General features: G+C 63.6%; 21 protein-coding genes and 1 pseudogene. 19 read left to right on the forward strand and 3 right to left on the reverse strand.

What is annotated here, in order from left to right; all coding sequences use genetic code 11:
• The first annotated feature begins 5 nt into the window (after window positions 1-5).
• The gene (locus tag GGI48_RS17450; protein WP_179599343.1) at window positions 6-5,918 is read left to right on the forward strand and encodes an Hpt domain-containing protein; all 5,913 of its coding nucleotides are present in this window, start codon (window positions 6-8) and stop codon (window positions 5,916-5,918) included.
• The gene (locus tag GGI48_RS17455) at window positions 5,911-6,369 is read left to right on the forward strand and encodes a chemotaxis protein CheW (RefSeq protein ID WP_016968542.1); all 459 of its coding nucleotides are present in this window, start codon (window positions 5,911-5,913) and stop codon (window positions 6,367-6,369) included. Before GGI48_RS17450 ends, GGI48_RS17455 begins: the two co-directional genes overlap by 8 nt.
• 12 nt (window positions 6,370-6,381) lie before the next feature.
• Here the strand turns inward: GGI48_RS17455 and GGI48_RS17460 are convergent, their stop codons facing one another.
• On the reverse strand, window positions 6,382-6,942 hold the full coding sequence (locus GGI48_RS17460; protein WP_179599345.1) for an NADAR family protein: 561 nt from the start codon (window positions 6,940-6,942) through the stop codon (window positions 6,382-6,384).
• Between the two features lie 392 nt (window positions 6,943-7,334).
• Here GGI48_RS17460 and GGI48_RS17465 point away from each other — a divergent pair, with 392 nt between their 5' ends.
• From GGI48_RS17465 to GGI48_RS17500, 8 genes and pseudogenes are all read left to right on the forward strand, one after another.
• The gene (locus GGI48_RS17465) at window positions 7,335-7,853 is read left to right on the forward strand and encodes an Hcp family type VI secretion system effector (protein ID WP_047305413.1); all 519 of its coding nucleotides are present in this window, start codon (window positions 7,335-7,337) and stop codon (window positions 7,851-7,853) included.
• A gap of 96 nt (window positions 7,854-7,949) precedes the next feature.
• Window positions 7,950-10,040: a type VI secretion system tip protein TssI/VgrG gene (gene tssI / locus GGI48_RS17470; protein ID WP_179599347.1), complete on the forward strand. Its 2,091-nt coding sequence runs from the start codon at window positions 7,950-7,952 to the stop codon at window positions 10,038-10,040.
• Window positions 10,037-10,585: pseudogene (locus tag GGI48_RS17475) on the forward strand (DUF4123 domain-containing protein); the annotation flags it as partial. The gene tssI and the pseudogene GGI48_RS17475, both read left to right, overlap by 4 nt.
• 296 nt (window positions 10,586-10,881) lie before the next feature.
• Complete coding sequence (locus GGI48_RS17480) at window positions 10,882-14,631, forward strand: toxin VasX (RefSeq protein ID WP_313771298.1); 3,750 nt, start codon at window positions 10,882-10,884, stop codon at window positions 14,629-14,631.
• Window positions 14,632-14,785: 154 nt separating this feature from the next.
• Entirely contained in the window at window positions 14,786-15,694 is a 909-nt protein-coding gene (locus GGI48_RS17485) for a hypothetical protein (RefSeq protein ID WP_179602046.1), read from the forward strand.
• A 19-nt stretch (window positions 15,695-15,713) separates the two neighbouring features.
• A complete protein-coding gene (locus GGI48_RS17490) occupies window positions 15,714-16,349 on the forward strand; it encodes a hypothetical protein (RefSeq protein ID WP_179665929.1) in 636 nt (211 codons plus the stop codon).
• Between the two features lie 154 nt (window positions 16,350-16,503).
• Window positions 16,504-17,409, forward strand: coding sequence for a hypothetical protein (locus GGI48_RS17495; RefSeq protein WP_179602048.1), 906 nt, complete (start codon window positions 16,504-16,506; stop codon window positions 17,407-17,409).
• A 98-nt stretch (window positions 17,410-17,507) separates the two neighbouring features.
• Complete coding sequence (locus GGI48_RS17500; protein WP_179599354.1) at window positions 17,508-17,753, forward strand: hypothetical protein; 246 nt, start codon at window positions 17,508-17,510, stop codon at window positions 17,751-17,753.
• A gap of 39 nt (window positions 17,754-17,792) precedes the next feature.
• On the opposite strand, the gene GGI48_RS17505 is transcribed toward GGI48_RS17500, so the two are convergent.
• The gene (locus GGI48_RS17505; RefSeq protein WP_047306481.1) at window positions 17,793-18,053 is read right to left on the reverse strand and encodes a hypothetical protein; all 261 of its coding nucleotides are present in this window, start codon (window positions 18,051-18,053) and stop codon (window positions 17,793-17,795) included.
• A gap of 419 nt (window positions 18,054-18,472) precedes the next feature.
• Between GGI48_RS17505 and mdcA the strand changes: the two genes are divergently transcribed.
• The 9 genes from mdcA (at window position 18,473) to madM (ending at window position 25,755) form a co-directional block, all read left to right on the forward strand.
• The gene (mdcA, locus tag GGI48_RS17510) at window positions 18,473-20,149 is read left to right on the forward strand and encodes a malonate decarboxylase subunit alpha (RefSeq protein ID WP_179599355.1); all 1,677 of its coding nucleotides are present in this window, start codon (window positions 18,473-18,475) and stop codon (window positions 20,147-20,149) included.
• A complete protein-coding gene (locus tag GGI48_RS17515; protein ID WP_179599356.1) occupies window positions 20,149-21,024 on the forward strand; it encodes a triphosphoribosyl-dephospho-CoA synthase in 876 nt (291 codons plus the stop codon). The genes mdcA and GGI48_RS17515 overlap by 1 nt, the downstream gene beginning before the upstream one ends.
• A complete protein-coding gene (locus GGI48_RS17520; protein ID WP_016968739.1) occupies window positions 21,024-21,323 on the forward strand; it encodes a malonate decarboxylase subunit delta in 300 nt (99 codons plus the stop codon). The genes GGI48_RS17515 and GGI48_RS17520 overlap by 1 nt, the downstream gene beginning before the upstream one ends.
• On the forward strand, window positions 21,316-22,167 hold the full coding sequence (locus GGI48_RS17525) for a biotin-independent malonate decarboxylase subunit beta (protein ID WP_047306478.1): 852 nt from the start codon (window positions 21,316-21,318) through the stop codon (window positions 22,165-22,167). The genes GGI48_RS17520 and GGI48_RS17525 overlap by 8 nt, the downstream gene beginning before the upstream one ends.
• A complete protein-coding gene (gene mdcE / locus GGI48_RS17530) occupies window positions 22,164-22,967 on the forward strand; it encodes a biotin-independent malonate decarboxylase subunit gamma (RefSeq protein WP_179599357.1) in 804 nt (267 codons plus the stop codon). Before GGI48_RS17525 ends, mdcE begins: the two co-directional genes overlap by 4 nt.
• Window positions 22,964-23,590, forward strand: a complete 627-nt coding sequence (locus tag GGI48_RS17535; RefSeq protein ID WP_179599358.1) for a malonate decarboxylase holo-ACP synthase — start codon at window positions 22,964-22,966, stop codon at window positions 23,588-23,590. The genes mdcE and GGI48_RS17535 overlap by 4 nt, the downstream gene beginning before the upstream one ends.
• Window positions 23,587-24,522 carry a malonate decarboxylase subunit epsilon gene (mdcH, locus tag GGI48_RS17540; RefSeq protein WP_179599359.1) on the forward strand — a complete coding sequence of 312 codons (936 nt, stop codon included), beginning with the start codon at window positions 23,587-23,589 and terminating at the stop codon, window positions 24,520-24,522. The genes GGI48_RS17535 and mdcH overlap by 4 nt, the downstream gene beginning before the upstream one ends.
• 67 nt (window positions 24,523-24,589) lie before the next feature.
• The gene (gene madL / locus GGI48_RS17545; RefSeq protein ID WP_047306475.1) at window positions 24,590-24,982 is read left to right on the forward strand and encodes a malonate transporter subunit MadL; all 393 of its coding nucleotides are present in this window, start codon (window positions 24,590-24,592) and stop codon (window positions 24,980-24,982) included.
• Window positions 24,983-24,987: 5 nt separating this feature from the next.
• Window positions 24,988-25,755 (forward strand): malonate transporter subunit MadM, encoded by a 768-nt coding sequence (madM, locus tag GGI48_RS17550; RefSeq protein WP_102881151.1) that lies wholly within the window; start codon window positions 24,988-24,990, stop codon window positions 25,753-25,755.
• Between the two features lie 126 nt (window positions 25,756-25,881).
• On the opposite strand, the gene GGI48_RS17555 is transcribed toward madM, so the two are convergent.
• Complete coding sequence (locus tag GGI48_RS17555) at window positions 25,882-26,799, reverse strand: LysR substrate-binding domain-containing protein (RefSeq protein ID WP_047306474.1); 918 nt, start codon at window positions 26,797-26,799, stop codon at window positions 25,882-25,884.
• Between the last annotated feature and the right edge of the window lie 119 nt (window positions 26,800-26,918).

A 26,918-nucleotide genomic window follows, 5' to 3' on the forward strand; every position in this document is an offset into this window, starting at 1 on the left:
TGGTGATGGTGGACCGGCATGACTATGTGGCCCTGGAATGGGTCAAGGGCGAAATTGCCGAAACCTTGAAGCAGGCGCATCAGGCGTTGGAGCACCTGGCGGATGATCCCCAGGACCCGGATGCCCTCGGCCAGTGCCTGGCGGGGATCCATCAGGTCCATGGCAGCCTGCAGATGGTGGAGTTCTACGGCGCCGCGCTGCTGGCCGAGGAAATGGAAAAGCTCGCCCTGGCCCTGCAGCAGAACCGCGTGGCCCAGCGCGACGAAGCCCTGCGCCTGCTGCGCCAGGCCATCGGCCAGTTGCCCCAGTACCTGGACCGGGTGCAGAGCGCCCGTCGCGACCTGCCCCTGGTGGTGCTGCCGCTGCTCAACGACCTGCGCAGTGCCCGGGGCGAAGGCCTGCTCTCGGAAACCAGCCTGTTCAGCCCGCAGCTGCCGAGCCTGCCGGCGCTGTCCGACAAGGCCCTGGCGGCCCTGGCGGCCCTGGAGCCCCTGGAGTTTCCCACCCAGATGCGCAAGCTGCGGCACCTGCTGCAAACCGCGCTGGTGGACCTGCTGCGCGAGCAGGACGCCGATCAATGCCTGGGCCACATGGCCAAGGTCTTCGAGCGCCTGGAGGCGCTGTGCCAGGACGCGCCGCTGGCGCCCTTGTGGCACATCGCCTCGGCCCTGGTCGAAGGCATGCGCCAGGGCGTGATCGCCAACAGCCCGGCGGTGCGCAGCCTGCTCAAGGACGCCGACAAGGAACTCAAGCGCCTGCTGGACCAGGGCATGCCCGGGATCAATCAGGCCGCTCCCGACGAGCTGCTCAAGAGCCTGTTGTTCTACATCGCCAAGGCGCGCCATCCCACCCCATTGATGCTGACCATGAAAGAACGTTACGGACTGGACGACGCGCTGCCCGACAGCGCGGTGGTGGACGAAGAGCGGGCGCGGCTGGCCGGGCCCGACCGCGATGCCATGCGCTCGGTGCTGACCGCGGTGTGCGATGGCCTGGTGCGGGTCAAGGAGCGCCTCGACCTGTTCGTGCGCAGCGACCGCCAGCACACCGGCGACCTGGACAGCCTGTTGTCTCCCCTGCGGCAGATTGCCGACACCCTGGCGGTGCTGGGTTTTGGCCAGCCACGCAAGGTGATCATCGACCAGTTGGCGGTGGTCCAGAGCCTGGTCCAGGGCCAGCGCGCGCCGGACGACGCGGTGCTGATGGATGTGGCCGGGGCCTTGTTGTATGTCGAGGCGACCCTGGCCGGGATGGTCGGCACCGTGGAGCCGGAAAGTCCCGAGGACAGCCGCCTGCCCACCACCGACCTGACCCAGATCCATCAGTTGGTGATCCAGGAAGCCCTGGTCTGCCTGCGCCAGGCCAAGGACCTGATCGGCGAGTGCATCGAGGCCGACTGGGAGCGCGAGCAACTGGTGTCGGTGCCCGAGCTGCTGACCCAGGTGCGCGGCGCGCTGGCGATGATCCCGCTGCCCCGGGCCGCCAGCCTGATGGAAGCCTGCAATCGCTTCATCACTGAACAGCTGCTGCAGGACTCGTCCCGGCCGGACTGGCGGCAACTGGACCACCTGGCGGACGTGATCACCAGCCTTGAGTACTACCTGGAGCGCTTGAGCGAGGACCACCAAGCGTCGGGCGAGAAGCTTCTCGATGTGGCCGAACAGGGGCTGGCGGCTCTCGGCCATGCACCGCTGGCGCGATCACCTCTGGCGGATCAGCCCTTGAACCCCAGCGAGGCGCAGCTGACGCAGAGCTCCCGGGAGGGCAGTGATCCGCAGGGCGCGCAGTCGCTGGCCGATGCGCTGGCGGCCCCGGTGTCGGCCCTCAACCCGCCGGCCCTGATCACCCCCGGCAGCCTGTTGCCGCCGCCGGTGGACGAAGAACCGGTCGACGACGAACTGCGGGAAGTCTTCCTCGAAGAAACCGAGGAAGTGCTCGACATGCTCCGCGAGTACCTGCCGCGCTGGACGGCCGAGCCCCAGGGCCAGGCCGCCCTGAGCGAACTGCGTCGAGCCTTTCACACCCTCAAGGGCAGTGGGCGCATGGTGCGTGCCCTGGTCCTGGGGGAACTGGCCTGGGCCGTGGAAAACCTGCTCAACCGGGTGCTGGAGCACAGCGTTGCCCCCAGTGCCGAAGTCCGGCAACTGGTGGCCGACACCCTGCAACTGCTGCCGGAGCTGATCGGCGAATTCGCCGCCCGGGCCCAGCGCCAGCGCGATGATGTCGACCGCCTGGCCGCCCGTGCCCATGCCCTGGCCAAGGGTGCCGACAGCGGCGCCGCCCCTCAAAGCCAGGCCCTGGACCCGCAGTTGCTGGAGATCTTCCGCGCCGAAGCCCAGACCCACCTGGACAGCATTCAGCGTTTTCTCGAACGGGCCGCCGAGCACCTGCCGCTGCAGGCCAGCGATGAACTGCAGCGGGCCCTGCACACCCTCAAGGGCAGCGCCTCCATGGCCGGGGTACTGCCGATGGCCGAGCTGGCCGGGCCCTTCGACCAACTGGCCCGGGAATACCGGGCCCACCTGATTCCCCTGGACCTGGACGAAGTCGAGCTGCTGCTGGAAGCCGAGGGCCTGTTGCGCCGCGGGTTGCGGCAACTGGACAGCGATCCGCTGGCGCCCATCGACGGTGCCCGCTCACTGGCGGGGCGCGCCCTGGCCCTGCTCGGCGAACGCCTGGACAGCCTGCTCGACGCCCCGGATGCTGCGCCCCGGGCCAAGCGCGATCCGCACTTGATCACCAATTTCCTGGCCCAGGGCATGGACATCCTGCTGGACGCCGAAAGCCTGCTGCGGCGCTGGCAGCAGCACCCCGGCGAGCGCCAGGAACTCAGCGCCCTGCTGGACGAACTGACCACCCTCGGTGAGGGCGCGCACCTGGCCGACCTGCACCCGGTGGATGAACTCTGCGAAGCCCTGCTCGATCTCTACGGCGCGGTGGAGGAGAGCAGCCTGGCGGTCAGCGAGCGCTTCTTCCACGAGGCCGAAAGCGCCCATGAGGCCTTGCTCAACATGCTCGACGAGCTGGCCGCGGGCCAGGAAGTCAGCCCCTGTGCGGAGCGGGTCCGGGCCCTGCGCGATTTGCTGCACGAAGGTCTTGATCCGGGCGCCACCGGCCTGATCAAGAGCGATGGCAGTCGAGCCTTGAGCATCAGTGAACTGGGGGCGGCCACCGCGCGCCTGGAGCAGGCGCCGGGGGACGCAGACGCAGAGATCGTCGAGATCTTCCTCGAAGAAGCGGTGGACCTCCTCGACAGCGCCGATCAGGCCCTGCAACGCTGGTTGGCGGACCCGGAAAACGGCGCGCCGCTGTTCTCCCTGCAACGGGACCTGCACACCCTCAAGGGTGGCGCGCGCATGGCCGAAGTGACGCCGGTGGCGGAGCTGGCCCAGGAGCTGGAGGCGCTGTACGAGGGCCTGGTGGACCGGCGCTACAGCCACAGCCAGCACCTGGGCCTGCTGTTGCGCGGCAGTCATGAGCAACTGGCGTTGCTGCTGGAGCAACTGCAGGCGGCGCGGCCCCTGGACGATTCCCGGGCCCAGGTCGAAGCCGTGCGCGCCTACCGGCAGCAGGCGGCCAGCCCCGCCGAGACTGTCGAGAACGCGTCCTCCCAGGACAGCGCGGCCCAGGATCCGGAGCTGCTGGAGATCTTCCTCGAAGAAGGCTTCGACATCATCGACAGTTCCGCCGCGGCCCTGGCGCGCTGGCAGGCCGATCCCCAGGCGCGCCAGGAGGTGGAAACCCTGCTGCGGGACCTGCACACCCTCAAGGGCGGGGCGCGAATGGTGGAAATCGCCCCGATTGGCGATCTGGCCCACGAGCTGGAGTTTCTCTTTGAAGGCTTGTCCGCCGGCCTGCTGCAACCCAGCCCGGCGTTGTTCACCCTTCTGCAGAAAAGCCACGACCGCCTGGCGCAGATGCTCGATGCGGCTCGCGCCGGGCAACCCATCGAGCCGGCGCAGAAGCTGATCGAGGCAATCCACGACCTGAGTCATCCGCGCGTGCCGTCGCTGCCCGGGGCGCCAGCGCCGTTGCCGGCGAACAAGCCCGAGCCGGCGGCCCCCGCCGCGGAGATCGCGGTGGCGGGCGACATGGTCAAGGTGTCGGCGGAACTGCTGGACGATCTGGTGAACCTGGCCGGGGAAACCTCGATCTTCCGGGGCCGCATCGAGCAGCAGGTCAACGATGCCCGGGTGGCCCTCGGCGAGATGGAAACCACCATCGAGCGCATGCGTGACCAGCTGCGGCGCCTGGATACCGAAACCCAGGGGCGCATCCTCAGCCGCCAGCAAGTGGAGGCCGAGCGCCTGGGCTACGAGGAATTCGACCCGCTGGAAATGGATCGGCATTCGCAGTTGCAGCAGTTGTCCCGGGCCCTGTTCGAATCCGCCTCGGACCTGCTGGACCTCAAGGAAACCCTCGACCGGCGCAACCACGACGCCGAGAACCTGTTGCAGCAGCAGGGACGGATCAACACCCAATTGCAGGAAGGCCTGATGCGCACGCGCATGGTGCCCTTCGAGCGCATGGTGCCCAGGCTCAAGCGCATCGTGCGTCAGGTGGCCGAAGAGCTGGGCAAGGACGTGGAGTTCGTGGTGGGCAACGCCGAAGGGGAAATGGACCGCAACGTGCTCGAACGCATGGTCGCGCCCCTGGAGCACATGCTGCGCAACGCCGTGGATCACGGCCTGGAGGCCGCCGATGTGCGCCGCGCCGCGGGCAAGCCGCCCCGGGGGCGGATCAGCCTCGACCTGTCCCGGGAAGGCGGCGACATCATCTTCGACATGCGCGACGACGGCGCCGGGGTGCCCCTGGAAGCCGTGCGCGCCAAGGCCATCAAGCGCGGCCTGCTGGATCCGCAAGCCGCGGTCAGTGACCGCGAGGTGCTGCAGTTCATCATGCAGCCGGGGTTTTCCACCGCCGAGAAGATCACCCAGATATCCGGGCGCGGGGTGGGCATGGACGTGGTGCACGAGGAAGTGCGGCAACTGGGCGGCAGCATGAGCATTGATTCGGTGGCCGGGCAGGGGGTGCATTTCCGCATTCGCCTGCCGTTCACCGTCTCGGTCAACCGGGCATTGATGGTGCAATGCGCCGATGAGCAGTACGCGATCCCGCTGAACACCGTCGAAGGCATCGTGCGGGTCTTGCCGGGCGAGCTGGACGCCTATTACCAGCTCGATCCGCCCCGTTACGAATACGCCGGGCAGGGCTATGACCTGTGCTACCTCGGGGAGCTGCTGCACACCGTGCCGCGGCCGAAACTGCTGGGCCAGGTGCTGCCGCTGCCGGTGCTGCTGGTGCACTGCAACGAACAGCGCATCGCTGTGCAGGTGGATGTCACGGCCGGCACCCGGGAGATCGTGGTCAAGAGCCTGGGGCCGCAGTTCGCGGCGGTGCAGGGCCTGTCCGGGGCGACCATCCTCGGCGATGGCCGGGTGGTGCTGATTCTCGACCTGCTGGCGCACATCCGTGCGCAGCAGCTCCAGGCACCGCGGCCGGGGCCGAGCGGCGAGGCCGCGGCCGCCGAAGTCCAGCCGCCACGGCCGATGCTGGTGCTGGTGGTGGACGACTCGGTCACCGTGCGCAAGGTCACCAGCCGCCTGCTGGAGCGTCATGGCATGAACGTGCTCACCGCCAAGGATGGGGTCGACGCCATGACGCTGCTGGCCGAGCACACCCCGGACCTGATGCTGCTGGACATCGAGATGCCGCGCATGGACGGTTTCGAAGTGGCGATCCAGGTGCGCAACGACCCGCGCTTGCAGCACTTGCCGATCATCATGATCACCTCCCGCACCGGCCAGAAACACCGCGACCGGGCCATGGCCATCGGGGTCAACGACTACCTCGGCAAGCCCTATCAAGAATCGGTGCTGCTGGAAAGCATCGCCCTGTGGAGCAAGCCCCATGCTTGATCACCGCGCCAGCACCCTGACCGGTCTGTTGCTGCCCCTGGCGGACCGCACCCTGATCCTGCCCAACGTGGCGGTGGCCGAGCTGATCGACTATCAGCAGGGCGCCTTCGACCTGGATTCGCCGCCCTGGTACCTGGGCCGGGTGCTGTGGCGCGAGCGGCGGATTGCGCTGATCAGTTTCGAGTCGGCCTGTGGTGGCAGGACGGTGTTGGGCGAGCGGGCGCGGATCGTCGTGCTCAACGCCCTGGGCGGGCGTCCGGAACTGAAGTTCATGGCCCTGCTGGTGCAGGGCATTCCCCGCTCCTGCAAGCTCGACAGCCAGTTGAGCTACGTCGATGTGCCGTTGGCGCCCCTGGAAAAGGCCGCGGTGCAAGTGGCCGAGCAAGTGGCCAAGGTGCCGGATCTGTTGGCGCTGGAGGAGTTGCTGGTGGGGGCGGGGCTGCAGCTCTAGGGCCGCTGGGCCTCAGGCGCCCCGCAACCTGTCGCGCACTTCCATCAAGGCATACCCCAGCAGGTTCAGGCCGCGCCACTGCTCCGGCCGGCTGGCCCTGGCATCGTCCGCCGCCAGGCCAATGCCCCAGATCCGGTCCACCGGGCTGGCTTCCACCAGCACCTGATCGCGGGTGGACAGCAGGTAGTCGCCCAGGGCCGGGTGCTGGCTGAACTTGGCCAGGTTGCCTTGCACCACGATCTCGAAACGCGCCTCGCACCAACGGGCGTCATCGAAGCCGCGTACTTCGCGACCCAACTGTTCGACGTCCGCCGGGGTGGTCGCCTTGAGGATCCGCCCGTGGGTTTCCCGGTCGTCAAACAGCAGGGCCTTGCCGGCCATCATGAAATGCTCGGCGCTGGGGTAGTGAATGCCCTCAAGCTCGAAACCGGCGGCGAACCACTGGCTGAAGCAGCTCGGAGAGAGGCGCCCGTCGCGGGTCGGCTGGTGGCCCCAGAACATCAGGTAGTCGGGCGCAAGGCCGTGCTTGATCTGTTCCAGCAGTGCCTGGTTCGAGCGAATCGGTGTGTCCATGCTGACTCTCATCATTGTCTGTTCAGGCCATTGGCTGGCCGGTCCGGCGCGCATTGTGGACCCAGAGGGCGGCCGGATGCCAATCCTGTGGATAACCCCGCCACTGCGCAACATGTTGCGCAGCCATCTGTGGATAAGCCTGTGAACAGATCGCGGTAATGGCCTTGCGGCATGGCCTGCTTCAAGGTGCGCAAGATCTTGCACAGCACTGCGCAACATGTTGCGCACTTTTCCCGGTATTTCCTCGAAAAACGCCGCCGGCCATCGCTTAAAAATCGGTAACTTATTGATTCAAAACAACTAATCAATTGCTGGCACAGACCTTGTACTCACCTCTGCACCCCACGGCCAGCTGGCCGGGGTTTCTTTAGTGATTTGCAAGGAGAGCATGCATGGCAACGCCAGCGTATATGTCCGTCACCGGCACCAAACAGGGGCTGATCACCGCCGGGGCCTTTACCGCCGATTCCGTGGGCAACACCTACCAGGAAGGTCATGAAGACCAGGTCATGGTCCAGGGCTTTCAGCACGAAGTGATCATTCCCCGCGATCCGCAGTCCGGCCAGCCCACCGGCCAGCGCGTGCACAAGCCGGTGATCATCACCAAGGTCTTCGACAAGGCTTCGCCGCTGCTGCTGGCGGCGCTGACCTCGGGCGAGCGCCTGACCGAGATCGTCATCCAGTGGTACCGCACCTCCGCCGCCGGCACCCAGGAGCACTACTACACCACCACCCTTGAGGACGCGATCATCGTCGACATCAAGGACTACATGCACAACTGCCAGGACCCGGGCAACGCCCACTTCACCCACCTGGAAGACGTGCACTTCACCTACCGCAAGATCACCTGGACCCACGAAGTCTCCGGCACTTCCGGTTCCGATGACTGGCGGACCCCGGTCACCGGCTAAGGAAGGCCGCTCGACCCTTACCGCGCCCCGGCCAGCCCCGCTGGCCCGGGCCCTTATTGACTCAGCAGTTGCACTGCCCGCATCGAGGCACAGGGAATGTTCGCCGCCGCCGACCAGACGCATTTCAGCCTGACCCTGGAGGGTCGCCCCCACGACTTTCAAGTGCTCGGCCTGCAGGGCCGGGAGCGCATCAGCCGGCCCTTCGCCTTCGACCTGGAGCTGGTCAGCGAACGCTCCAACCTGGACCTGGACGCGCTGCTGCACACCCCGGCCTTCCTGCAACTGGCGGCCGATGGCAGCGGCATTCACGGGCAGATCCAGCGCATCGCCCAAGGCGACCGCGGTCGTCGCCTGACCCACTACCGGATCACCCTCGGCCCGCGCCTGGCCTATCTGGGCCAGCGCATCAACCAACGGATCTTCCAGCACCTGAGCGTGCCGCACATCATCGCCCAGGTGCTGGAAGAGCACGGCATCCTCGGCAACGACTACCACTTCCACCTCGCCGGCCCCTACCCGGAGCGTGAGTACTGCGTGCAGTACGACGAATCGGACCTGCGCTTCATCCAGCGCCTGTGCGAGGAAGAGGGCCTGCACTACCACTTTCAGCACAGCCGCGAAGGGCATCGACTGGTGTTCGGCGAAGACCAGACGGTGTTCCGCAAGCTGGCCCCGGTGGCCTACCGGCAAGACTCCGGCTTGGTGGCCAGCGAGCCGGTGATCAAGCGCTTCGAGCTGCGCTTCGAGGCGCGCCCCAGCCGCACCACGCGCCGCGACTACGACTTCGAAAAACCGCGTCTGCAGATGCAGGGAGCGGCCAAACCGCAAGAGCCAAAAGCCGAGCCGGACCTTGAAGACTACGCCTACCCCGGACGCTTCACCGACCGCGAGCGCGGCAAGCATCTGGCCAGACGCGCCCTGGAACGGCACCGCAGCGACTACCGCCAGGCCAGCGGCCACAGCGACCAGCCAAGCCTGTGCAGCGGGCATTTCCTGCCCCTGAGCGGGCACCCCCACCCGGCCTGGAACGACCTGTGGCTACTGACCGAAGTCCTCCACGAAGGCAAACAGCCGCAGGTGCTGGAAGAGTCCATCACCAGCGACACCCGGGCCGGAACAGGCTTTCACCAGGGCTACCGCAACCGCTTCACCGCCACCCCCTGGGAAGTGCCCCATCGCCCGCCCCTGGAACACCCCAAGCCGCGGATTCTCGGCAGCCAGACCGCCAAGGTCACCGGCCCTCGGGACGAGGACATCCACACCGACGCCCACGGCCGGGTCAAGGTGCAGTTTCACTGGGACCGCGAGGGCCAGGGCAACGACAAGAGCAGCTGCTGGCTACGGGTGTCCTCGGCCTGGGCCGGCGCCTGGTACGGCGCCATCGCCATCCCCCGGGTCGGCATGGAAGTGCTGGTGACCTTCCTCGAAGGCGATCCCGACCAGCCCCTGATCACCGGCTGCCTGTACCACAAGGAAAACGTCGTTCCCTACCCGCTGCCGCAACACAAGACCCGCAGCACCTTCAAGACCCTGAGCTCCCCCGGTGGCGGCGGCTTCAACGAACTGCGCATCGAAGACAAAAAAGGCGCCGAGCAAATCTTCATCCACGCCCAGCGCGACTGGGACCAGCACATCGAACACGACCAGAAAATCCGCGTCGGCCACCAGCGCCACGACACGGTAGAGGCCAACAGCTACAGCGAATTCAAGGCCGAGGAGCACCACACCGTGCATGGCGACCGCAAAGTCGAAGCCCGCGCCAGTGATCACCTGAGCATCGCCGGCAGCCAGCACCTGCAACTGGGCAACGGCCTGTTCATCGAAGCCGGCCAGGAAATCCACCTGTCCAGCGGCCTGAAAGTAGTGCTCGAAGCCGGCAGCGAACTGACCCTCAAGGGCGGCGGCAGCTGGATCAAGATCGACGCCGGCGGCGTGGCCCTCAGCGGCGCCCTGGTCAATAACAACTCCGGCGGCAGCCCGGGCAGTGGCACTGGCGCGGCGCCGTTGTTGCCGGGGCCGTTGCAGGCGGCGGATGGGGATAAGCCCGGGGCCTTGTTGCAACAACGGCTCAAGGAAAAACTGCCTCTGGTGGAACTGTGCCAGAAGCCCAAGGGCGGCACGCCCATGCAGTGTCCGCTGACCGATTGCCCGTGCCGCAAGGCCCTGCTGGCAGGAGCGTCAAGATGAACACCTCAGTGCTGCTGGAGCGCAGTGAGTACCTGTTGGAAAAAATCTACCAGGCGACGGATGATCCCTCGCCCAGCCTGCTGTTCGACGCCACTGAGCTGGCTGAATGCCGTGAGCAGAGTCCGGTCTGGCTGGACTGCGCGCGCAATCCCCGGGTGCTGGAGTTCATGAGGCAGGAGCCGGAGCAGTGGCCGGGGCTGATCCTTGAAAGTTCGGTGCCCACGGACACCCTGCTGGAGCACCTGCGGCATATTCTGCTGGTGCGCTTTGGCGAACAGCGCAAGGGGGTGCTGTGTTATTGCAATCCGACCACTGCCAGTTACTTCTTTGCCGCCGATGCCGCTCAAAGCCTTGCGCCGTGGCTGGGGCCTGTCTCGCGCTTGAGCTGGTATGGCGGCACCTGGGCCGATCAGGCCGAGGATAAAGAGCGCTGGCTGAGCGTCGACAACCCACACGCTGCGCAATGGAGGACGATGCCCGGAGCCGCCCCGGCTCGCCTCAGCCAGCAACAGGAGCAAGCGTTGCAGCGTCAGCGCAGAGAGTACTTCCTGTATCAATGGTGGAAGCGGCAGCGCGACCTGTCATTCACCCAAGCGAGTGAGTACCTGGAGCAGGGCATGGATCTGGGCTTCGTCCAGGCCGAGGAACTGCAGCGTTTTCTCGACCTGCGGCTGCGCTATGCCCACCACGACCTGCCGCGTCTGGCTTCACACACCAGCAATGAGGACCGCCTGGAACTGTTACGTCGGCATTGGCAAGACAAGGAGTCACTGACATGAGCGCCCCCATCGGTAGCCTGAGCCCGGGCCCTGCCTGCGAAGCCGGCAAACTGATCGTCCAGGTGATCGGCAAGGATCATCCCGAGAGCCAGAAGCTGGTGCTGCTGGATCAGGCCCGCAGCCCGCTCAAGGGCGAGCAGGAGCCCCTGGAACGGGAACTGTGCAGCAGTGTGTTGCACGTCTGGGACAGCGCCGGCCTGGCCAAGGGACAACTGTGCCTGGAAATCGCCACCACCCAGGGCGCGCCCATTCGCCTGCCATTGCTCGACAACCCGCGCCCCACGCCCCGCCAGAGCGATGCCCAGTGGAACCAGCTGGTGCCGGTGTTGCCCTTTGTCGCCTTGCCCGGCAGCAAAAGCGCCTACGACCTTGGCACGCCGGTACTGGCGCGCACTGGCTACGTCTACGTGTTCCACGAGCAGCGGCTGTGGCGCGAGCTGGAAGTGCGTATCGAGGGCGACAAGACCACCTACCACGACATCGATGTGGCGCAGTTTCGCCAGGGCCAGAGCTTCAAGCCCGGTGAACGCAAGGCCAGCGGTCAGGCCCTGGACGACATTTGGCTACCGGCCAGCTGGAATGACCGGCGAGTGGATGATTTGCAGCTGTGCTTCTCGGAAGTCCAGCTCAGTGCGCCTCGGCTACAGCGCCTGGAACAGGACGCCAAGCTGCGTGGCCAACGCTGCCGGAGCCCCGACCTGCGCAGCGCTGACCAGCGTTTCAAGCGGCTGTACAAGAACCAGCCGGATGGCACAGCGATGGTGCAGGCCTTTGCCGCTTTCGATGTGCACAACGCCACCAACCAGAGCGCTGCGTCTCAGGCCAGAACCACCTGGCTCAACCTCCAGTCGAATGCTTTCCCGGTCAGCGTGGCCGCACCGCAACGCCCCCGGGCGCCGGGCTACGAGTGGATGCTCGAACATCCAGGCAGTTACCTGTGCGACCTGTCCGGACAATTCCCCGTTCAGGCCAGCACCCAGGCCAAGGCCTTCCTTCAAGCCTGCACCGCCGGCAGCGCAGAACAGCCCCATAGCGTAGCGCTGGAACTGACCGCCATCGCCGATGCCCTGGAAGCCTCCTTGCCGGCGCCCGACCCCGAGCCTGGCAGCAAGCCGGAGGCAGAAGGCGAAAAAAAGGATTTATGGCTGGCCCAGGACAGCGTGGCCGACGTCCTCGAATCGGCCCGGCAACGCCAGCTCTGTGGCGTATTGCTGGACGACCCACGCTACCGCGTGCGCCACCTGCACATGCGCCTCAACACTCATCACCAGTTGCTCATGCTCTGCGCCCGCCGCGCCGCCCAAGAGCCCAACCACGGCAGTGCGCTGCTGGTGCAGCAGCTGGTGGTGCCGCGCCAGCTCGCAGGGCAGGCCAATGCACTGCATGCCGGCATGAAGAAACTCAACGACACAGGCAAGCAGGCCATCAACCGCTGCACCGCCACCGTGGAGCGGGCCATGGTCTGGCAGCACATGAACAGCGCCCAGGACCTGCTGAGCGAATGCCTGGAGCAGGGCGTTACCCAACAAACCTTCGCCGACCACCTGAGCCTGGAGGGCTTCGACTACCTGGCCGCGCTGTTCACCCTGAGCCAGGCCATGGCGAGCATGGCCCTGCCGCCGGGGCGGCTCGATCCACTGTCACCCACCGGCGATGTGGTGGACGCCGTGACCGGCGTCAGCCTGTACAGCCCCAAGGCCAGCCGTGCACAGAAACTGCTCAGCGGCATTGCCGAAGACACGACCTGCGCCTGGCACCGCATGCTCTGGCCGTCCTGTGATCTGGAAATGGTCTGTGTGCCCTACAAGGTTCCGACCCAGGATGACCTAAACCTTGGCGATGGTTGCTTTCGTCCGACCGAGTTGGCCAAGCATGAAAACCAGGCGCCTCCGTCTCTCGCGCAACAGGAACTGCTGGACAGCGCCCTGCTGGCCACACTGCTGGCTGAAGGTCGCCTGGACAGTTTTCTGACACTCAATGGCAAGAACACCAGCGCCGCTTTGATAGGTTTTTTCGAAAACCTGCAAGGCGCCGTGGACAGGGCCCTTGCAGCCACCGTAGCCCCGCGCAATGCCGCCAACCAGGCCGCACAAACCGCCACCGCCAGCCGAACCGCCAGCCACCAGGCCAATGAACGTTTGAACCAAATGCGCGAGCGCCTCGGCGCACAGGCCCAGCCAGTCAACATCACCCTGCATGGCCGTGGAGTGCAGCAATTGCGCAGCTTGATGCCCGCGACCTTTGGCCCGGCCTATTTCATGCGCCGTGGGGCGGTCACGCGGAACTACTACCTGTTCGGCCTGGAGGACCTGCCCACGCGTCAGGTCCGGGCGAAAAGAATCCATGGAGAGTTTCTCGACGCCCGTGGAAACCTACTGGGCAGCACCAGCCGCACACGCATGTCGGGAGCGGATATAGCCAGTGCCGAGCATTGGGTACTGGTGATCCCGCGCAATCACAGCACCGCCCAACTCGTGGGCAGCCTGAACCGCCAGATCAACGCCGCCCAACAGGCAGACAGCGTCGCCGCCGCCGACGCGGCAAACAGCACCCGAGCCCGAAGCGCTTTGAATGATGCTCGTGAGCATTTAAGTGAACAGCGGAGGAAAACTCATACCTGGCGGGTATTGAACAGCCGGCCTTTTGCGGCGGCGGTATTGATGTTGGAGATGTGGAATGTAAGGGCGGAGGTGCAAAGCAAAGAGAAAAATATTAGGGAAAAAGGCGAGCTAAGGGCCGTAGGAAGTACAGCTGGAGCTTACATTGACTTAGTTGTTGCGATGGAAGCTTTGACTATAAAACTTACAGGCAGTCAATCAACAGAGATCTTTACAAGAAGAGCACTTTATACAGTTTCTGGTGACGTACTAAACAAGCGACTAGGTAGTACATTAGGAGAAGTTGTAACTAAAGATTTGTCTGCTCGGCTGATTATTCAATCGATCGGAGGTCTGATCTTTGCCGGGGTAAGTCTCTATGACGCTTGGTATGCTTGGCAATGGAACGATCAGGCCATGTATGGCTATCTGCTGATGGCCGGAGGTGCTCTCTCAGGTGTCGCTGCCGGACTGTTCAGCGGCGTGGCCCCAGTACTAGGCATGCATCCATTGAATTGGGTCGCCCTTTTATTGATCGGTATCGGCACCGGCCTGGTGCTCTGGCTAAGCAGCACCCCGCTGGAAGATTGGTTAAATGCCGGGCCGTTTGGCACTAAAGATGCTAACACCCAGCACTTGCAAGATCCGCAAGAGGCTTTCTATCGTCTGCTTGGCGTGTTCGCCGGTATCAACATCAGCATTGTCCGCAATCCGCTTTTCGAGCCAAACGCCAAACTGGACGGTCGGGAGGAAGTGCCCTACTCAGTGCGCACTGCCGATACCCTAATTCGTATAGAAAGTCGACTTCCAGGCTTGCTCGGCAGTTTGGGTAGCGTTGATATCGAGGCGGATTGTCGACTCTGTGAAACCATCACCCGCTACAGCATCAAAGGTTCGCCCTACCGTACCGATATTCAAGCGCCCAACATGTGTTCCATACCCAAAGCACAGCGGCTATTTAGCGACAGTCTTGAGCTCTATTTTTCTACCCCTCCTGCCAATAGAGGCCCATCCTCATTTAAAACCAGCGGCTGGTACTGGGCGGTTCGGGCACAGTTTGTTTTGCAAACCCGCGGTGGACTCCGTTACTTCCCCGCACCGGAAGTTAAAGACCCAGCAGCTTATGGGGCGGCGTATGCCAAGGCCGACTTCAATAGGATCAAACGCCCATTTTGGGCAGACGAACAAACTCATAAGAAATTGATCAATGGATAAAATGATCGAACCAATGCCTTATTACGGGCAACTGGTATACAGCCCGAAAAGCATCCCGACTCAAACCGCGTCAGTAGAGCGAAGTCGGTTGATTAATTTCTCAGGAACACGTTTACCTTGGGGGGGGACCAAGGACTTAGCCCCCGAAGACCTTTTGCGCCACCCCTCTCCCCATGGCCTACGTGCTTATGAAAAAGCCTTAAGGGAGCGAGAGGAAAAGATAGCACAGGGAACTTACACTCCCGCTCCATTTGAAAATATAGAAACTCATGAAAAATATGATCAGGAGAGATTTCGATTTGCCCAGTTACCATTTCGCTCACAATTTTGGTTGTTTATGCAGGTTTTTGGAAAGTACGGTTTTTATTTGTTTGCGATACTTTTTGCGTTTGTCAGCTTGTTTTTATCAATTGTTTCAAGAGATTCACAACTGAAGATAGGTTTTTGGGACGCGCTCTCGAGTGTATTCTGGCCTATCTTATTTCCAACGCTGCTATGTTGGGGGGTAGGGCATATTGTCATGCATCACTTTCCGCGCATCTGGTTTCGCCCCCCAAAGGGCCCTCTTTGGGAACTTAATCGCCGCACCGGCCTTGTCACATTCTTCGACTACAAGCGCTTTAAAAAAGAAGGCGTTATCGATGAGGTCACTGCTCCGTTCTACGAATTCGATGCCTACATCGTCACCAGTCCAGATCGTCAGGGCTCGCCTATGAACGGGTTGTTCCTGATCCATCGTTATCGCGATATTCGTATCAACTTCAACAGCCTTATTACCCCAGACAACACCCTGCAAAAGCCCTGGGCCTTATGGGATTTCTTCCAGAACTTCATGGATATCAGCCGGCCGCTGCCTGATATTCCCCTGTACGAACCCTATCGCTACTTGGACCCGGTCACCGCCGAATACGACCGTCAACAGCAACGCCCAGCGCGTTACTGGATTGATATGGACGATGAAACCTTCAAGGCCAAGGTCAAAGAGATGCTCGGGAAGATTGATGCCATCGATACCTTCAACCGGCCCAATCTGATGGCAAACCATGTGCAGTACATTGACTGACACGGGCAGTGAAATGCTGATGGAATATTGGTTAAGCGCTGAGACTTTTGGCACTGCAGGCGCTGATGTCCAATACCTACGAGATCCGCAAGAGGCTTTCTATCGTCTGCTTGGCGTGTTCGCCGGTAACAGCATCGTCGTTGGCCGCAATCCGCTCTTCGAGCCTAAAGCCAAACTGGACTCCCGTGCTGAAGTGCCCCATTCAGTGCGCAGTGCCGATACCTTGATTCGTATAGAAAGCCGACTTCCAGGTTTACTCGGCAGCCTGGGGAGCGTCGATATCGAGGCTGATTGTGGACTTTGCGAAAAAGTCACCTACTACAGCATCAAAGGCTCGCCCTACAGTACCGATATACAAGCCCCCACCATATGTTCGATACCTAAGGCGCAGCGGCTGTACAACGACAGTCTTGAACTCTATTTTTCTACCCCTCCTGCCAATACAGATCCATCTCCCTTCAAAACGCGTAACTGGTACTGGGCGGTTCGCGCACAACTTATATTGAAGAACTGCGGAGAAAACCGCCATTTTCCGGCTCCGGGAGTTAAGGGTCTAGCACTTTATGTGCCAGTTCATGCTAAGGCCAACTTTAATAAGGCTGAGCTCCCATTTTGGGCTGATGAAAAAAACCATAAGGTGTCAAGTAATGAATAACTTATTAGATTTGGTGCAGTACTACGGACAAGAAGCATACAAGCCTGACAGTATTCCAGGCCAATCTGAGTCGGCAGAGCGAGGCTGGTTGCTTAAGTTTTCAGGGGTGCATTTACCTTGGGGGAGTACTCAGGAGGTAGTGCCAATCCGTATCATGCAAGATCCAAAACCTGAAAGCATGCGGTTTTGGGAAAAGGCTGAAAGAGAAAAATTAATAAAAATAAATAATGGTACTTATGTTGCTCTACCTTTAGAGGGGGTTGAACTTCATCAGAAGTATGATCAAGAAAGGTTTAGGTATGCTCAGCTTCCATTTTGCTCGCAGTTTTGGTTGTTTATGAGGGGGGGTTGTAAATGGGTTTTTGTAATTCTATTAGTGTTCATGGCTTTAGCCCACTTTACTATTATGCCTGCATCGCAAAAAACTCCATGGCAATTTACGCTTGATATGTTTTTTGGTCTCTATTCATGGATATTAGGGGTTCCGCTTGTGTGTTGGGGGATAGGTAGTCTTGTCGTAAACTATTTTCCGAGTATTTGGTTTCGCCCCCCTAAAGGCCCTCTCTGGGAACTCAATCGCCGTACTGGCCTTGTCACCTTCTTCGACTACAAGCGCTTCAAAAAAGAAGGTGTTATCGATGAGACAACTGCTCCCTTCTACGAGTTCGACGCCTATATCGTCACCAGCCCGGATCGTCAGGGCCTGCCTATGAATAGCCTGTTCCTGATCCATCGCTATCGCGACATTCGCATTAACTTCAACAACTTGATTGCACCTGACAACACCCTGCAAAGACCCTGCGCCTTATGGGATTTCTTCCAGAACTTCATGGATATCAGCCGCCCCCTGCCTGATATTCCCATGTACGAGCCCTATCGCCACTTGGACCCGGTCACGGCCGAGTACGACCGGCAACAGCAACGCCCAGCGCGTTACTGGATCGATATGGACGATGAAACCTTCAAGGCCAAGGTCAAGGAAATGCTCGGGAAGATTGAAACCATCGACACTTTCAGCCGGCCGAATCTGATGGCCCGGCATGTGACATACCGTGATTGAAACTTGTGCTCTGGAGGGCGCCAAAGCGATTAGTTGATTCACCCTGATAGGTAGCAATAACTGCGTACTTTTAATTAATGAGGCAAGGAAGTTTCAACATGGCAGAACGTTTGATTTATTGGTTTTTCATCTCGGTGCTCGGTCTTGCGGGAGCCGGTGCTGTCGGGTTTTTTCTGTACAAGGCGTGGGTGGCTTTTCAATGGAGTGACCAGGCTTATTGGGGCTTTGTGGTGCTTGCCCTTGGTGTGGGTCTGTTCACTTTTATCAATACCAAGAAGCTGTATGGCACCTGGATGGGCCCTTCGTCGACACCTGCTGAGGGGGAAGACAAGACCGCCGGTTGACCCCCAAAGAGGCCAACCGGGCAGGTTTGACCGAGGCCTTTACGCCTCCAGCCGCCACTGCAAGGCGTCCAGGGCATCGCAGCCGTCTTGCAGCAGCAGGTGGGCGGCGTTGACGAAGTGGTTCAGGTCACGCTCGTCGACGCCTTTGAGGCTCAGGCAGTTGAGGCTGTGCAGCAGGTCGCGCGAGGCTTTGATGCGCTGCACCGCGCCGCCGTGCAAGTCCGCGGCCGGGGCGTTGCGGTCGAGGTGGAACACTGGGGTAGGGGTGAGATTGCTGTGTAGCGGGATGAAATCAGTCATAGCGCACCTCCGTGTTTTTTGAGGAGCTACTACCTTTTGCGGCTAAACAAAGAGGGTGGCAGCTGCACGCGGGTTAGCCGACCAGAGGAATTCACGGAACCTCCGGCACACCCGAAGGTGTCCCGCGCACAGCCGCCATAGCAAAATGCCAGGCGGCAAAAAGCGCCGGCATTATAGGCAAGCGCTTGTGCGTCCGTGAACAGGCTCGACCGGCTAAGATCGGCCGCCAATACCTCGGCGACCGGGCAACTATGCTGTCCCGCCAGCGCTGCAACAACCGCCAATGTGTTGCCATTACCTACAGCCCACACGCCATCCAATCATTACCCTCAGCGTAACGATCCGACGCCGCGCTTGATTGATGCCCCCCGTTTTCACTCCTAAGGTGACTGCCACGACAGCGAACCCGTGGAGTGAGCATGACAACAATAATTTCCCCCGACGCGCGCTGGTCGCGGCGGCGTAGCGAAAAGCAGCGGCGCCTCGAGCAGGTGCGGGCCATCGCCGATGGCGTGGTGTTGCCGACCGACCAGATCGTCGCGGCGCTGGAGGCGCTGATCCTGCCCGGCGACCGGGTGGTGCTGGAAGGCAACAACCAGAAGCAGGCGGACTTTCTCTCCCGCTCCCTGGCCAAGGCCGACCCGGCCAGGCTGCATGACCTGCACATGATCATGCCCAGCGTCGGCCGCTCCGAGCACCTGGATCTGTTCGAGCGCGGCATCGCCCGCAAGCTGGACTTTTCCTTCGCCGGCACCCAGAGCCTGCGCATCAGCCAGTTGCTGGAAGACGGGCTGCTGGAAATCGGTGCCATTCACACCTACATCGAACTCTATGCGCGGCTGGTGGTGGACCTGATCCCCAATGTGGTGCTGTCTGCCGGCTTCATGGCCGACCGCGCCGGCAACATCTACACCGGCCCCAGTACCGAGGACACCCCGGCGCTGATCGAGCCGGCGGCCTTCAGCGACGGCATTGTCATCGTCCAGGTCAACCAGTTGGTGGACGATGTCAGCGAGCTGCCCCGGGTCGACATTCCCGCGTCCTGGGTCGACTTCGTGGTGGTGGCCGACAAGCCGTTCTACATCGAGCCGCTGTTCACCCGCGATCCGCGGCATATCAAGCCGGTGCACGTGCTGATGGCGATGATGGCGATCCGCGGCATCTATGAAAAACACAAGGTGCAGTCGCTGAACCACGGCATCGGTTTCAACACCGCGGCCATCGAGCTGATCCTGCCGACCTACGGCGAGTCCCTGGGTCTGAAAGGCAAGATCTGCCGCAACTGGACCCTCAATCCCCATCCGACCCTGATCCCGGCCATTGAAAGCGGCTGGGTGGACAGCGTGCATTGCTTCGGCACCGAACTGGGCATGGAGAACTACATCGCCGCGCGTCCGGACGTGTTCTTCACCGGTCGCGACGGCTCGCTGCGGTCCAACCGGATGTTCTGCCAGCTGGCCGGGCAATACGCGGTGGACCTGTTTATCGGCGCCACTTTGCAGGTGGACGGCGACGGCCATTCTTCCACCGTGACCCGCGGCCGGCTGGCCGGTTTCGGCGGCGCGCCGAACATGGGCCACGACCCGCGCGGGCGGCGCCACGGCACTCCGGCCTGGCTGGATATGCGCCAGGATCAAAGCGATGCGCCCCAGGCCATGCTCGAACGCGGCAAGAAGCTGGTGGTGCAGATGGTGGAAACCTTCCAGGAAGGCGGCAAACCGACCTTTGTCGAGACCCTCGATGCAGTGGACGTGGCGCGCAAGAGCGGCATGCCGCTGGCGCCGATCATGATCTACGGCGACGACGTCACCCACCTGCTGACCGAGGAGGGCATCGCCTACCTGTACAAGGCCCGTTCCCTGGAAGAGCGTCAGGCGATGATCGCCGCCGTGGCTGGGGTGACCGCCATCGGCTTGCGCCACAACCCCAAGGACACTGCGCGCATGCGCCGTGAAGGCCTGATCGCCTTACCCGAAGACCTGGGCATCCGCCGCACCGACGCCAGCCGTGAGCTGCTGGCGGCCAAGAGCGTCGCCGACCTAGTGCAGTGGTCCGGTGGCCTGTACAACCCGCCCGCCAAGTTCAGGAGCTGGTAATGCACGCACTCAACCTGCAATCACCACCCCTGAGCCTGGCCGAGCGCCTGGCGGACCTGGCGGTGGACGCGCTGATCGACGAAGCCGACCTGTCGCCCAAGCCGGCGCTGGTGGACCGTCGTGGCAATGGTGCCCACAGCGACCTGCACCTGGGCCTGATGCACGCCTCGGCCCTGTCCTTGTGGCCGGCGTTCAAGGAGATGGCCGAGGCGGCGCTGGCGTTCGGCGCCGTCGGCTTGCCCCTGCGCGAAGCCCTGGGGCGCATTGGTCGCGAAGGCGAGCGGGCCATGCTCGCCACCACCGGCGGGGTGAACACCCATCGCGGGGCGATCTGGGCCCTGGGCTTGCTGGTGGCCGCCACCGCGCTGGAACCGCGATCCACCCGTGCCGGCAGTGTCGCGCTGCGGGCCGCGCGTCTGGCCCTGCTGGAGGATCGTTACGCGCCACGGCCCTTGAGTCATGGCGCCCAGGTGGCGATCCGCTATGGCGTGCGCGGCGCTCGCGAAGAAGCCCAGCAAGGCTTCCCCGCGGTGCTGCAATGGGGGCTGCCCCAGCTCAAGCGCAGCCGCGCCCAGGGCCATGGCGAACAGAACGCCCGGCTCGATGCCTTGCTGGCGATCATGAGCCAACTGGCCGACACCTGCGTGCTCTACCGCGCCGGTGAACAAGGCTTGCAGGCCATGCAGCAGGGTGCCCAGGCGGTGCTCGATGCCGGTGGCAGCGCCAGCCTCGCCGGGCGGCGCCGCCTGCATGAGCTGGACCTGCAACTGTTGACCTTGAATGCCTCGCCCGGCGGTGCCGCCGACTTGCTGGCGGCCAGCCTGCTGTTGGACCGGATCGAATCCGCCGACGCCTTTCACCCGGGAGCGAACTGATGGAAACCTTGTCCTTTGAATTCCCCGCCGGCCAGCCCGGTCGTGGCCGCGCCCTGGTGGGCTGTGTCGGCTCCGGCGACCTGGAAGTGCTGCTGGAGCCGGGCCAACCCGGCAAATTGACCATCCAGGTGCAGACCTCGGTGAACGGCAGCGCCGCGCGCTGGCAGCACCTGTTCGAGCGCATGTTCGACGGCCAGACGCCGCCGGCGCTGCTGATCGACATCCATGATTTCGGCGCCACCCCGGGGGTGGTGCGCTTGCGCCTGGAACAGGGCTTCGAGGAGATCGGCCATGACTGACAGCGCAGCGTTGTTGAACAAGCACAGCTTCGTCGAGTTGGGCGCCCGGCAGCGAGCTCGGGCCTTGCTGGATGCCGGCAGTTTTCGTGAGCTGCTGGACCCGTTCCAGCGGGTCATGTCGCCGTGGCTGGCGCGCCAGGGCGTGGTGCCCCAGGCCGATGACGGGGTGGTGATCGCCAAGGGCAGCATCGATGGCCTGCCGGTGGTGATTGCCGCCATCGAAGGCGCGTTCCAGGGCGGCAGCCTGGGCGAAGTGGGCGGGGCGAAGATCGCCGGCGCCCTGGAGCTGGCCGCCGAGGACAACCGCAACGGCATCCCGACCTGTGCCGTGCTGCTGCTGGAAACCGGTGGCGTGCGCTTGCAGGAAGCCAACCTGGGGCTGGCGGCGATTGCCGACATCCACGCGGCGATCGTCGACCTGCGCCAGTACCAGCCGGTGGTCGGCGTGGTGGCCGGCAGCGTTGGCTGTTTTGGCGGCATGTCGATTGCCGCCGGGCTGTGCAGTTATCTCGTGGTCACCCAGGAAGCGCGCCTGGGGCTCAACGGCCCGCAGGTGATCGAGCAGGAGGCCGGGCTTGAGGAATACGACTCGCGGGATCGGCCGTTCATCTGGAGCCTGACCGGCGGCGAGCAGCGTTTCGCCAGCGGTTTGGTGGACCGTTATGTGGCGGATGATGTGGCGCAGATCCAGGCCCAGGTCCGCGAGTTGCTGGCCCTTGGCTTGCCCCAGCGGCAACGCAGCCGTGAGGCCGAACACTATCTGCAACGCCTGGCCCGTTTGGACACCACGCCGCAAATCGATGCGGCGACGGTTCGCGACCTGTATCAAGGAGACCGCCCATGAGTGCTTATTCTTTGCGGGGCCAGAACTGGTTCAACGCCCTGAGTGGCGGCGCCGCGCCGGTAACTGGCCTGCCGCCGTCGCTGCGGGTGGCCGACAGCGAACTGATGGGGCAGCCGGTGCGTTTTATCGCCGTGGTGGCTGACCCGGAAAACCGTTTTCCCCGTGCCCGCCAGGGCGAGGTCGGCCTGCTGGAAGGCTGGGGCCTGGCCAAGGCGGTGGATGAGGTGATCGATGCCGACCGCGACCAGCCCCACAAGCGGGCGCTGATCGCCATTGTCGATGTGCCGAGCCAGGCCTATGGCCGGCGTGAAGAGGCCTTGGGCATTCATCAGGCCCTGGCCGGCGCCGCCGACAGCTACGCCCGGGCCCGTTTGGCCGGGCACCCGGTGATTGCCCTGCTGGTGGGCAAGGCCATGTCCGGGGCCTTTCTGGCCCACGGTTATCAGGCCAACCGCCTGATCGCCCTGCGCGATCCCGGGGTGATGGTGCACGCCATGGGCAAGGCTTCGGCGGCGCGGGTCACCCTGCGCAGCGTCGAGGAGTTGGAAACCCTGGCCGCCAGCGTGCCGCCCATGGCCTATGACATCGACAGCTACGCCGGCCTGGGGCTGCTCTGGGAAAGCTTGTCGGTGCGGCAGATTGAACAGCCCACCAGCGAGGATCTGGTCGCGGTCGAGGAGTGCCTGCTGACGGCCATCGCCGATGTGCGGATCAAGGGCGTCGACCTGAGCGGTCGTCTGGGAGCGTCGAACCGAGCGGCGTCGAGCCGGGTCCGCCAATTGCTGCGGGAACAATGGTGAACGATCTCGGCCCCTGGCTGCCCCACGACCTGCTGTGGGGCATGACCCCGGCGCAGTTGGCCGCCGATGCGCCGGACTGGGCCTTTGCCGTGCTGGAGGCGGGGCAGCCGGTGGTGGTGCGGCGGGCGCTGACGGCCCCCGGGCAGATCGCGGTCGGCCTGCGCGGTCGCACCCGCGAGCAGCGCTACCCGGCTGTGCTGGCGCTGGAGTCGGTGCAGCGCGGGGTGTATCCCGAAGCGCTGTGCCAGTTGAGTGGCACGCGCTCATTGCCGGCGCTGCAGGCGTTGCAGCAACTGCGCGGTGAGCTGGATGCCCTGGGCCTGGTCTGGGGCGTCAGCGGCAGTGCCGGTTTCGAGCTGGCCTCTGGGGTGGCTGCGCTGCATCAGCACAGCGATCTGGACCTGATCCTGCGCACGCCGGAGCCTTTCTCCCGGGCTCAGGCCCGCGAGCTGCTGGCCCTGCTGGAGCGCGCCGAGTGCCCGGTGGACCTGCAACTGCAGGTTCCCGCCGGGGCCGTGGCCCTGCGCGAATGGGCCGGCCCCGCTGCCCGGGTTCTGCTCAAAAGCGCCAGTGGCGCGCGGCTGGTCGACGATCCCTGGAACTCTCGGGAGCAGGCAGCATGAGCAGCCTGCTGGTGTTTCCGGGCCAGGGCGCGCAGCAGCCGGGGATGCTCCAGCGTCTGCCGCCAAGCGCGGAAACCCGCGCCTGCCTGCAGGAAGCCAGTGAGGTTCTGGGGGAAGACGTACTGACCCTGGATTCGCCCCAGGCCCTGGCCAGCACCCGGGCGGTGCAGTTGTGCCTGCTGATCGCCGGGGTGGCCAGTGCCCGGACCCTGCTGCAAGCGCCGCTCAAGGCGGACTATGTGGCGGGCCTGTCCATCGGTGCCTATCCGGCGGCGGTGGTGGCCGGGGCCCTGGAGTTTGCCGATGCCTTGCGCCTGGTGAGCCTGCGGGGCGAGTTGATGCAGCAGGCGTATCCACGGGGCTATGGCATGACCGCCCTGATCGGCCTGGAGCTGGCGGCGGTGGAGGATTTGCTGGCCCAGGTCCACAGCCCGCAGACGCCGGTGTACCTGGCCAATATCAACGCCGACAGCCAGGTGGTGATCGCCGGCAGCGATGCGGCGATGCAGGCGGTGGCCGAGCTGGCCCGGGGTTGCGGGGTCGGCGTGGCCAAGCGTCTGGCGGTCAGCGTGCCGTCTCACTGTCCGTTGCTGGAACAACCGGCCCAGGCCCTGGCCGCGGCCTTTGCCGAGGTGCCCCTGCAACTGCCGACGCTGGGCTACCTCAGTGGTAGCCGGGCCCGACCGCTGCGCACGCTGGAGCAATTGCGCGACGACCTGGCGTTCAACATGTGCCGGGTGGTGGACTGGCGCGGCACCGTGCAAAGCGCCTACGAGCGCGGGGTGCGCCTGCAGATCGAATTGCCCCCCGGTGTGGTACTGACCGGGTTGGCTCGCCGGGTGTTTGTCCAAGGGACGGTGATCGCCTGCGACGGCGCGCGCCTGGACACCCTGCAAGCCCTGTTGAGTGAGGAGGGAAGCCGCGACCGATAGAGCACCGACTCAGGCTGACGAAGCACAAGAGCAACAACTTCGACGATGCACTTTGAGGACAACAACAATGATTATCTACGGTGTGGCCTTCCTGGCCTTTTGTACCCTGGTGGGTATTTTCATCGGTGAGCTGCTGGGCAAATTGATCGGCGTGCCGGCCAATGTCGGCGGGGTCGGTATCGCCATGCTGCTGTTGATCGGCCTGGGCAGTTACCTGCACAAGCGCGGGCTGTTCGCCGGCAAGTCCGAACAGGGCGTGGAGTTCTGGGGCGCGGTGTACATCCCCATCGTGGTGGCCATGGCCGCCCAGCAGAACGTCTACGGCGCGCTCAAGGGCGGGCCGATGGCGATTCTCGCCGGCACCCTGGCGGTGGTGATCGCCTTCGCCCTGGTGCCGGTGCTGGTGCGCATCGGCAACAAGGCGCCGGATGCGGCCGTTGCTCAGAAAACAGCGGGGTAAGGGCCATGTACGAATCGATGATGAAGGTCATTAGCGGCTACGGGCTGATCAGCGGTTTCGCGGTGATCGGGATCACCATGTGGGTGTCCTACTGGATCTCCAACACCTTTACCAAGGGCCGCCTGCACGGCTCGGCCATCGCCATTCTGCTGGGGCTGGTGCTGTCCTACGTGGGCGGCGCCTTCACCGGCGGGCAGAAGGGCGTGGTGGACATTCCGCTCTTATCGGGCATCGGCCTGCTGGGTGGGGCCATGCTGCGGGACTTCGCGATTGTCGCCACGGCCTTCGGGGTCAGTGTCGAGGAGCTCAAGCGCGCCGGGTTCGTCGGCGTGCTGGCGCTGTTTGTCGGGGTTGGCTCGTCCTTTGTCGCCGGGGTCGGCGTGGCCATGGCCTTTGGTTATACCGATGCGGTGAGCCTGACCACCATTGGCGCCGGGGCGGTGACCTACATCGTTGGCCCGGTGACCGGGGCGGCGATTGGCGCCAGTTCCGAAGTCATGGCGCTGTCGATTGCCGCGGGCTTGATCAAGGCGATCCTGGTGATGGTGATGACGCCCTTCGTGGCGCCGTTGATCGGCCTCAACAACCCGCGCAGCGCGGTGATCTTCGGCGGCTTGATGGGCACTTCCAGCGGCGTCGCCGGGGGGCTGGCGGCCACCGATCCGAAGCTGGTGCCCTACGGTTGCCTGACGGCGGCGTTCTACACCGCCCTGGGCTGCCTGCTGGGGCCGTCGTTGCTGTTCCTGCTGATGCGTGGCCTGCTGGGCGCGTAGGAGCCGGCTTGCCGGCGAAGGGGCCTTTGAGACGTGCACAGGTCTTATGGACGCCTTCGCTGGCAAGCCAGCTCCTACGGCGGGTTGCGGTGCTGTGAATGACGCGTTTTGGCAGGAACCGGCTTCCTACGTGATTTGCCGATTGGCGTACATCCGGCATTCGGCCAGCAGCGCCAAGAGGTTCGGGTCGCGCTCCTTGGCCTTGAGAAACACCACGCCGATATGTTGCTGCAGGCGGTAGCGCGCCTGCAGCGGTATCAGCTTCACGCGGTTTTCATACACCGCGGCGATCCTTCCCGGTAGCAACGCATAACCAACCCCGGAGCTGACCATGCTCAGCAGGGTGAAGATGTCGTTGACCTGCATCGCCACCTTCGGCTCGAACCCCGCCTGCTTGAACACTCGCACGCCGTCCTGATGGGTGGCAAAGCCCTGGGTCAGGGTGATGAAGGTGGCGTCGCGCACGTCGGCCAGGTCGACTTCGCGCTGCTGAGCGAAGGGCGAATCGGCCGGGGTGGCGAGGAAGATATCGTCGGAAAACAGCGGCAACTGCTCGCAATCCGGGTCGTTGACGCTGTCGTCCAGGGAAATCAGGATGGCGTCCACTTCCATGTTCTTGAGCTTGTACAGCAGGTCGATATTGGAGCCCAGGATCAGGTCGATGTTCAGTTCGCTGCGGCGCAGCTTCAGGCCCATGATCAGTTGCGGTACGGTTTTCACCGTCAGCGAGTAAAGCGCGCCGAGCTTGAAGCGTTCTGCAGAAAAGCCCGCGGCTTCACGGGTCAGGCGCACGCTTTCGACCACGTCCTGCACCAGCTTCTGCGCGCGTTCTTCGAGGACGAAGGCGCTTTCCAGCGGCGTCAGGTTGCGTCCTTCGTGCTTGAACAGCGGGCAGCGCAGGGCGTTTTCCAGGGAGTGGATGGCCCGGTGCACGCTGACATTGCTGGTCTGCAACTCGGCGGCGGCGCGGGCCAGGTTGCCGGTGCGCATGAAGGCCAGAAACACTTCGAGCTTTTTCAGGGTCAACTCTTCGTCGATGAGCATGGACGGGCCTCGGCTGATGAGGGGCTGATGATGCCCGATGAGTCAGAAAGTGGCCGCTGGTTTTTTATCCGCCGTGCCCCCATAGACCTATTGCGCTTTCGAACGGCAGGCCTGAGCCT

This window comes from Pseudomonas protegens (genome assembly GCF_013407925.2).
Taxonomy (GTDB): domain Bacteria; phylum Pseudomonadota; class Gammaproteobacteria; order Pseudomonadales; family Pseudomonadaceae; genus Aquipseudomonas; species Aquipseudomonas fluorescens_AP.

What these genes read in the sequence shown, in the direction of transcription:
- madM (WP_102881151.1), top strand. Translation starts at nt 24,988, where the DNA reads ATGTACGAATCGATGATGAAGGTCATTAGCGGCTACGGGCTGATCAGC.
- GGI48_RS17455 (WP_016968542.1), top strand. Translation starts at nt 5,911, where the DNA reads ATGCTTGATCACCGCGCCAGCACCCTGACCGGTCTGTTGCTGCCCCTG.
- GGI48_RS17450 (WP_179599343.1), top strand. Translation starts at nt 6, where the DNA reads ATGGTGGACCGGCATGACTATGTGGCCCTGGAATGGGTCAAGGGCGAA.
- GGI48_RS17495 (WP_179602048.1), top strand. Translation starts at nt 16,504, where the DNA reads ATGCAAGATCCAAAACCTGAAAGCATGCGGTTTTGGGAAAAGGCTGAA.
- GGI48_RS17465 (WP_047305413.1), top strand. Translation starts at nt 7,335, where the DNA reads ATGGCAACGCCAGCGTATATGTCCGTCACCGGCACCAAACAGGGGCTG.
- GGI48_RS17515 (WP_179599356.1), top strand. Translation starts at nt 20,149, where the DNA reads ATGCACGCACTCAACCTGCAATCACCACCCCTGAGCCTGGCCGAGCGC.
- GGI48_RS17520 (WP_016968739.1), top strand. Translation starts at nt 21,024, where the DNA reads ATGGAAACCTTGTCCTTTGAATTCCCCGCCGGCCAGCCCGGTCGTGGC.
- mdcE (WP_179599357.1), top strand. Translation starts at nt 22,164, where the DNA reads ATGAGTGCTTATTCTTTGCGGGGCCAGAACTGGTTCAACGCCCTGAGT.
- mdcH (WP_179599359.1), top strand. Translation starts at nt 23,587, where the DNA reads ATGAGCAGCCTGCTGGTGTTTCCGGGCCAGGGCGCGCAGCAGCCGGGG.
- tssI (WP_179599347.1), top strand. Translation starts at nt 7,950, where the DNA reads ATGTTCGCCGCCGCCGACCAGACGCATTTCAGCCTGACCCTGGAGGGT.
- mdcA (WP_179599355.1), top strand. Translation starts at nt 18,473, where the DNA reads ATGACAACAATAATTTCCCCCGACGCGCGCTGGTCGCGGCGGCGTAGC.
- madL (WP_047306475.1), top strand. Translation starts at nt 24,590, where the DNA reads ATGATTATCTACGGTGTGGCCTTCCTGGCCTTTTGTACCCTGGTGGGT.
- GGI48_RS17555 (WP_047306474.1), bottom strand. Translation starts at nt 26,799, where the DNA reads ATGCTCATCGACGAAGAGTTGACCCTGAAAAAGCTCGAAGTGTTTCTG.
- GGI48_RS17525 (WP_047306478.1), top strand. Translation starts at nt 21,316, where the DNA reads ATGACTGACAGCGCAGCGTTGTTGAACAAGCACAGCTTCGTCGAGTTG.
- GGI48_RS17460 (WP_179599345.1), bottom strand. Translation starts at nt 6,942, where the DNA reads ATGGACACACCGATTCGCTCGAACCAGGCACTGCTGGAACAGATCAAG.
- GGI48_RS17505 (WP_047306481.1), bottom strand. Translation starts at nt 18,053, where the DNA reads ATGACTGATTTCATCCCGCTACACAGCAATCTCACCCCTACCCCAGTG.
- GGI48_RS17500 (WP_179599354.1), top strand. Translation starts at nt 17,508, where the DNA reads ATGGCAGAACGTTTGATTTATTGGTTTTTCATCTCGGTGCTCGGTCTT.
- GGI48_RS17490 (WP_179665929.1), top strand. Translation starts at nt 15,714, where the DNA reads ATGGAATATTGGTTAAGCGCTGAGACTTTTGGCACTGCAGGCGCTGAT.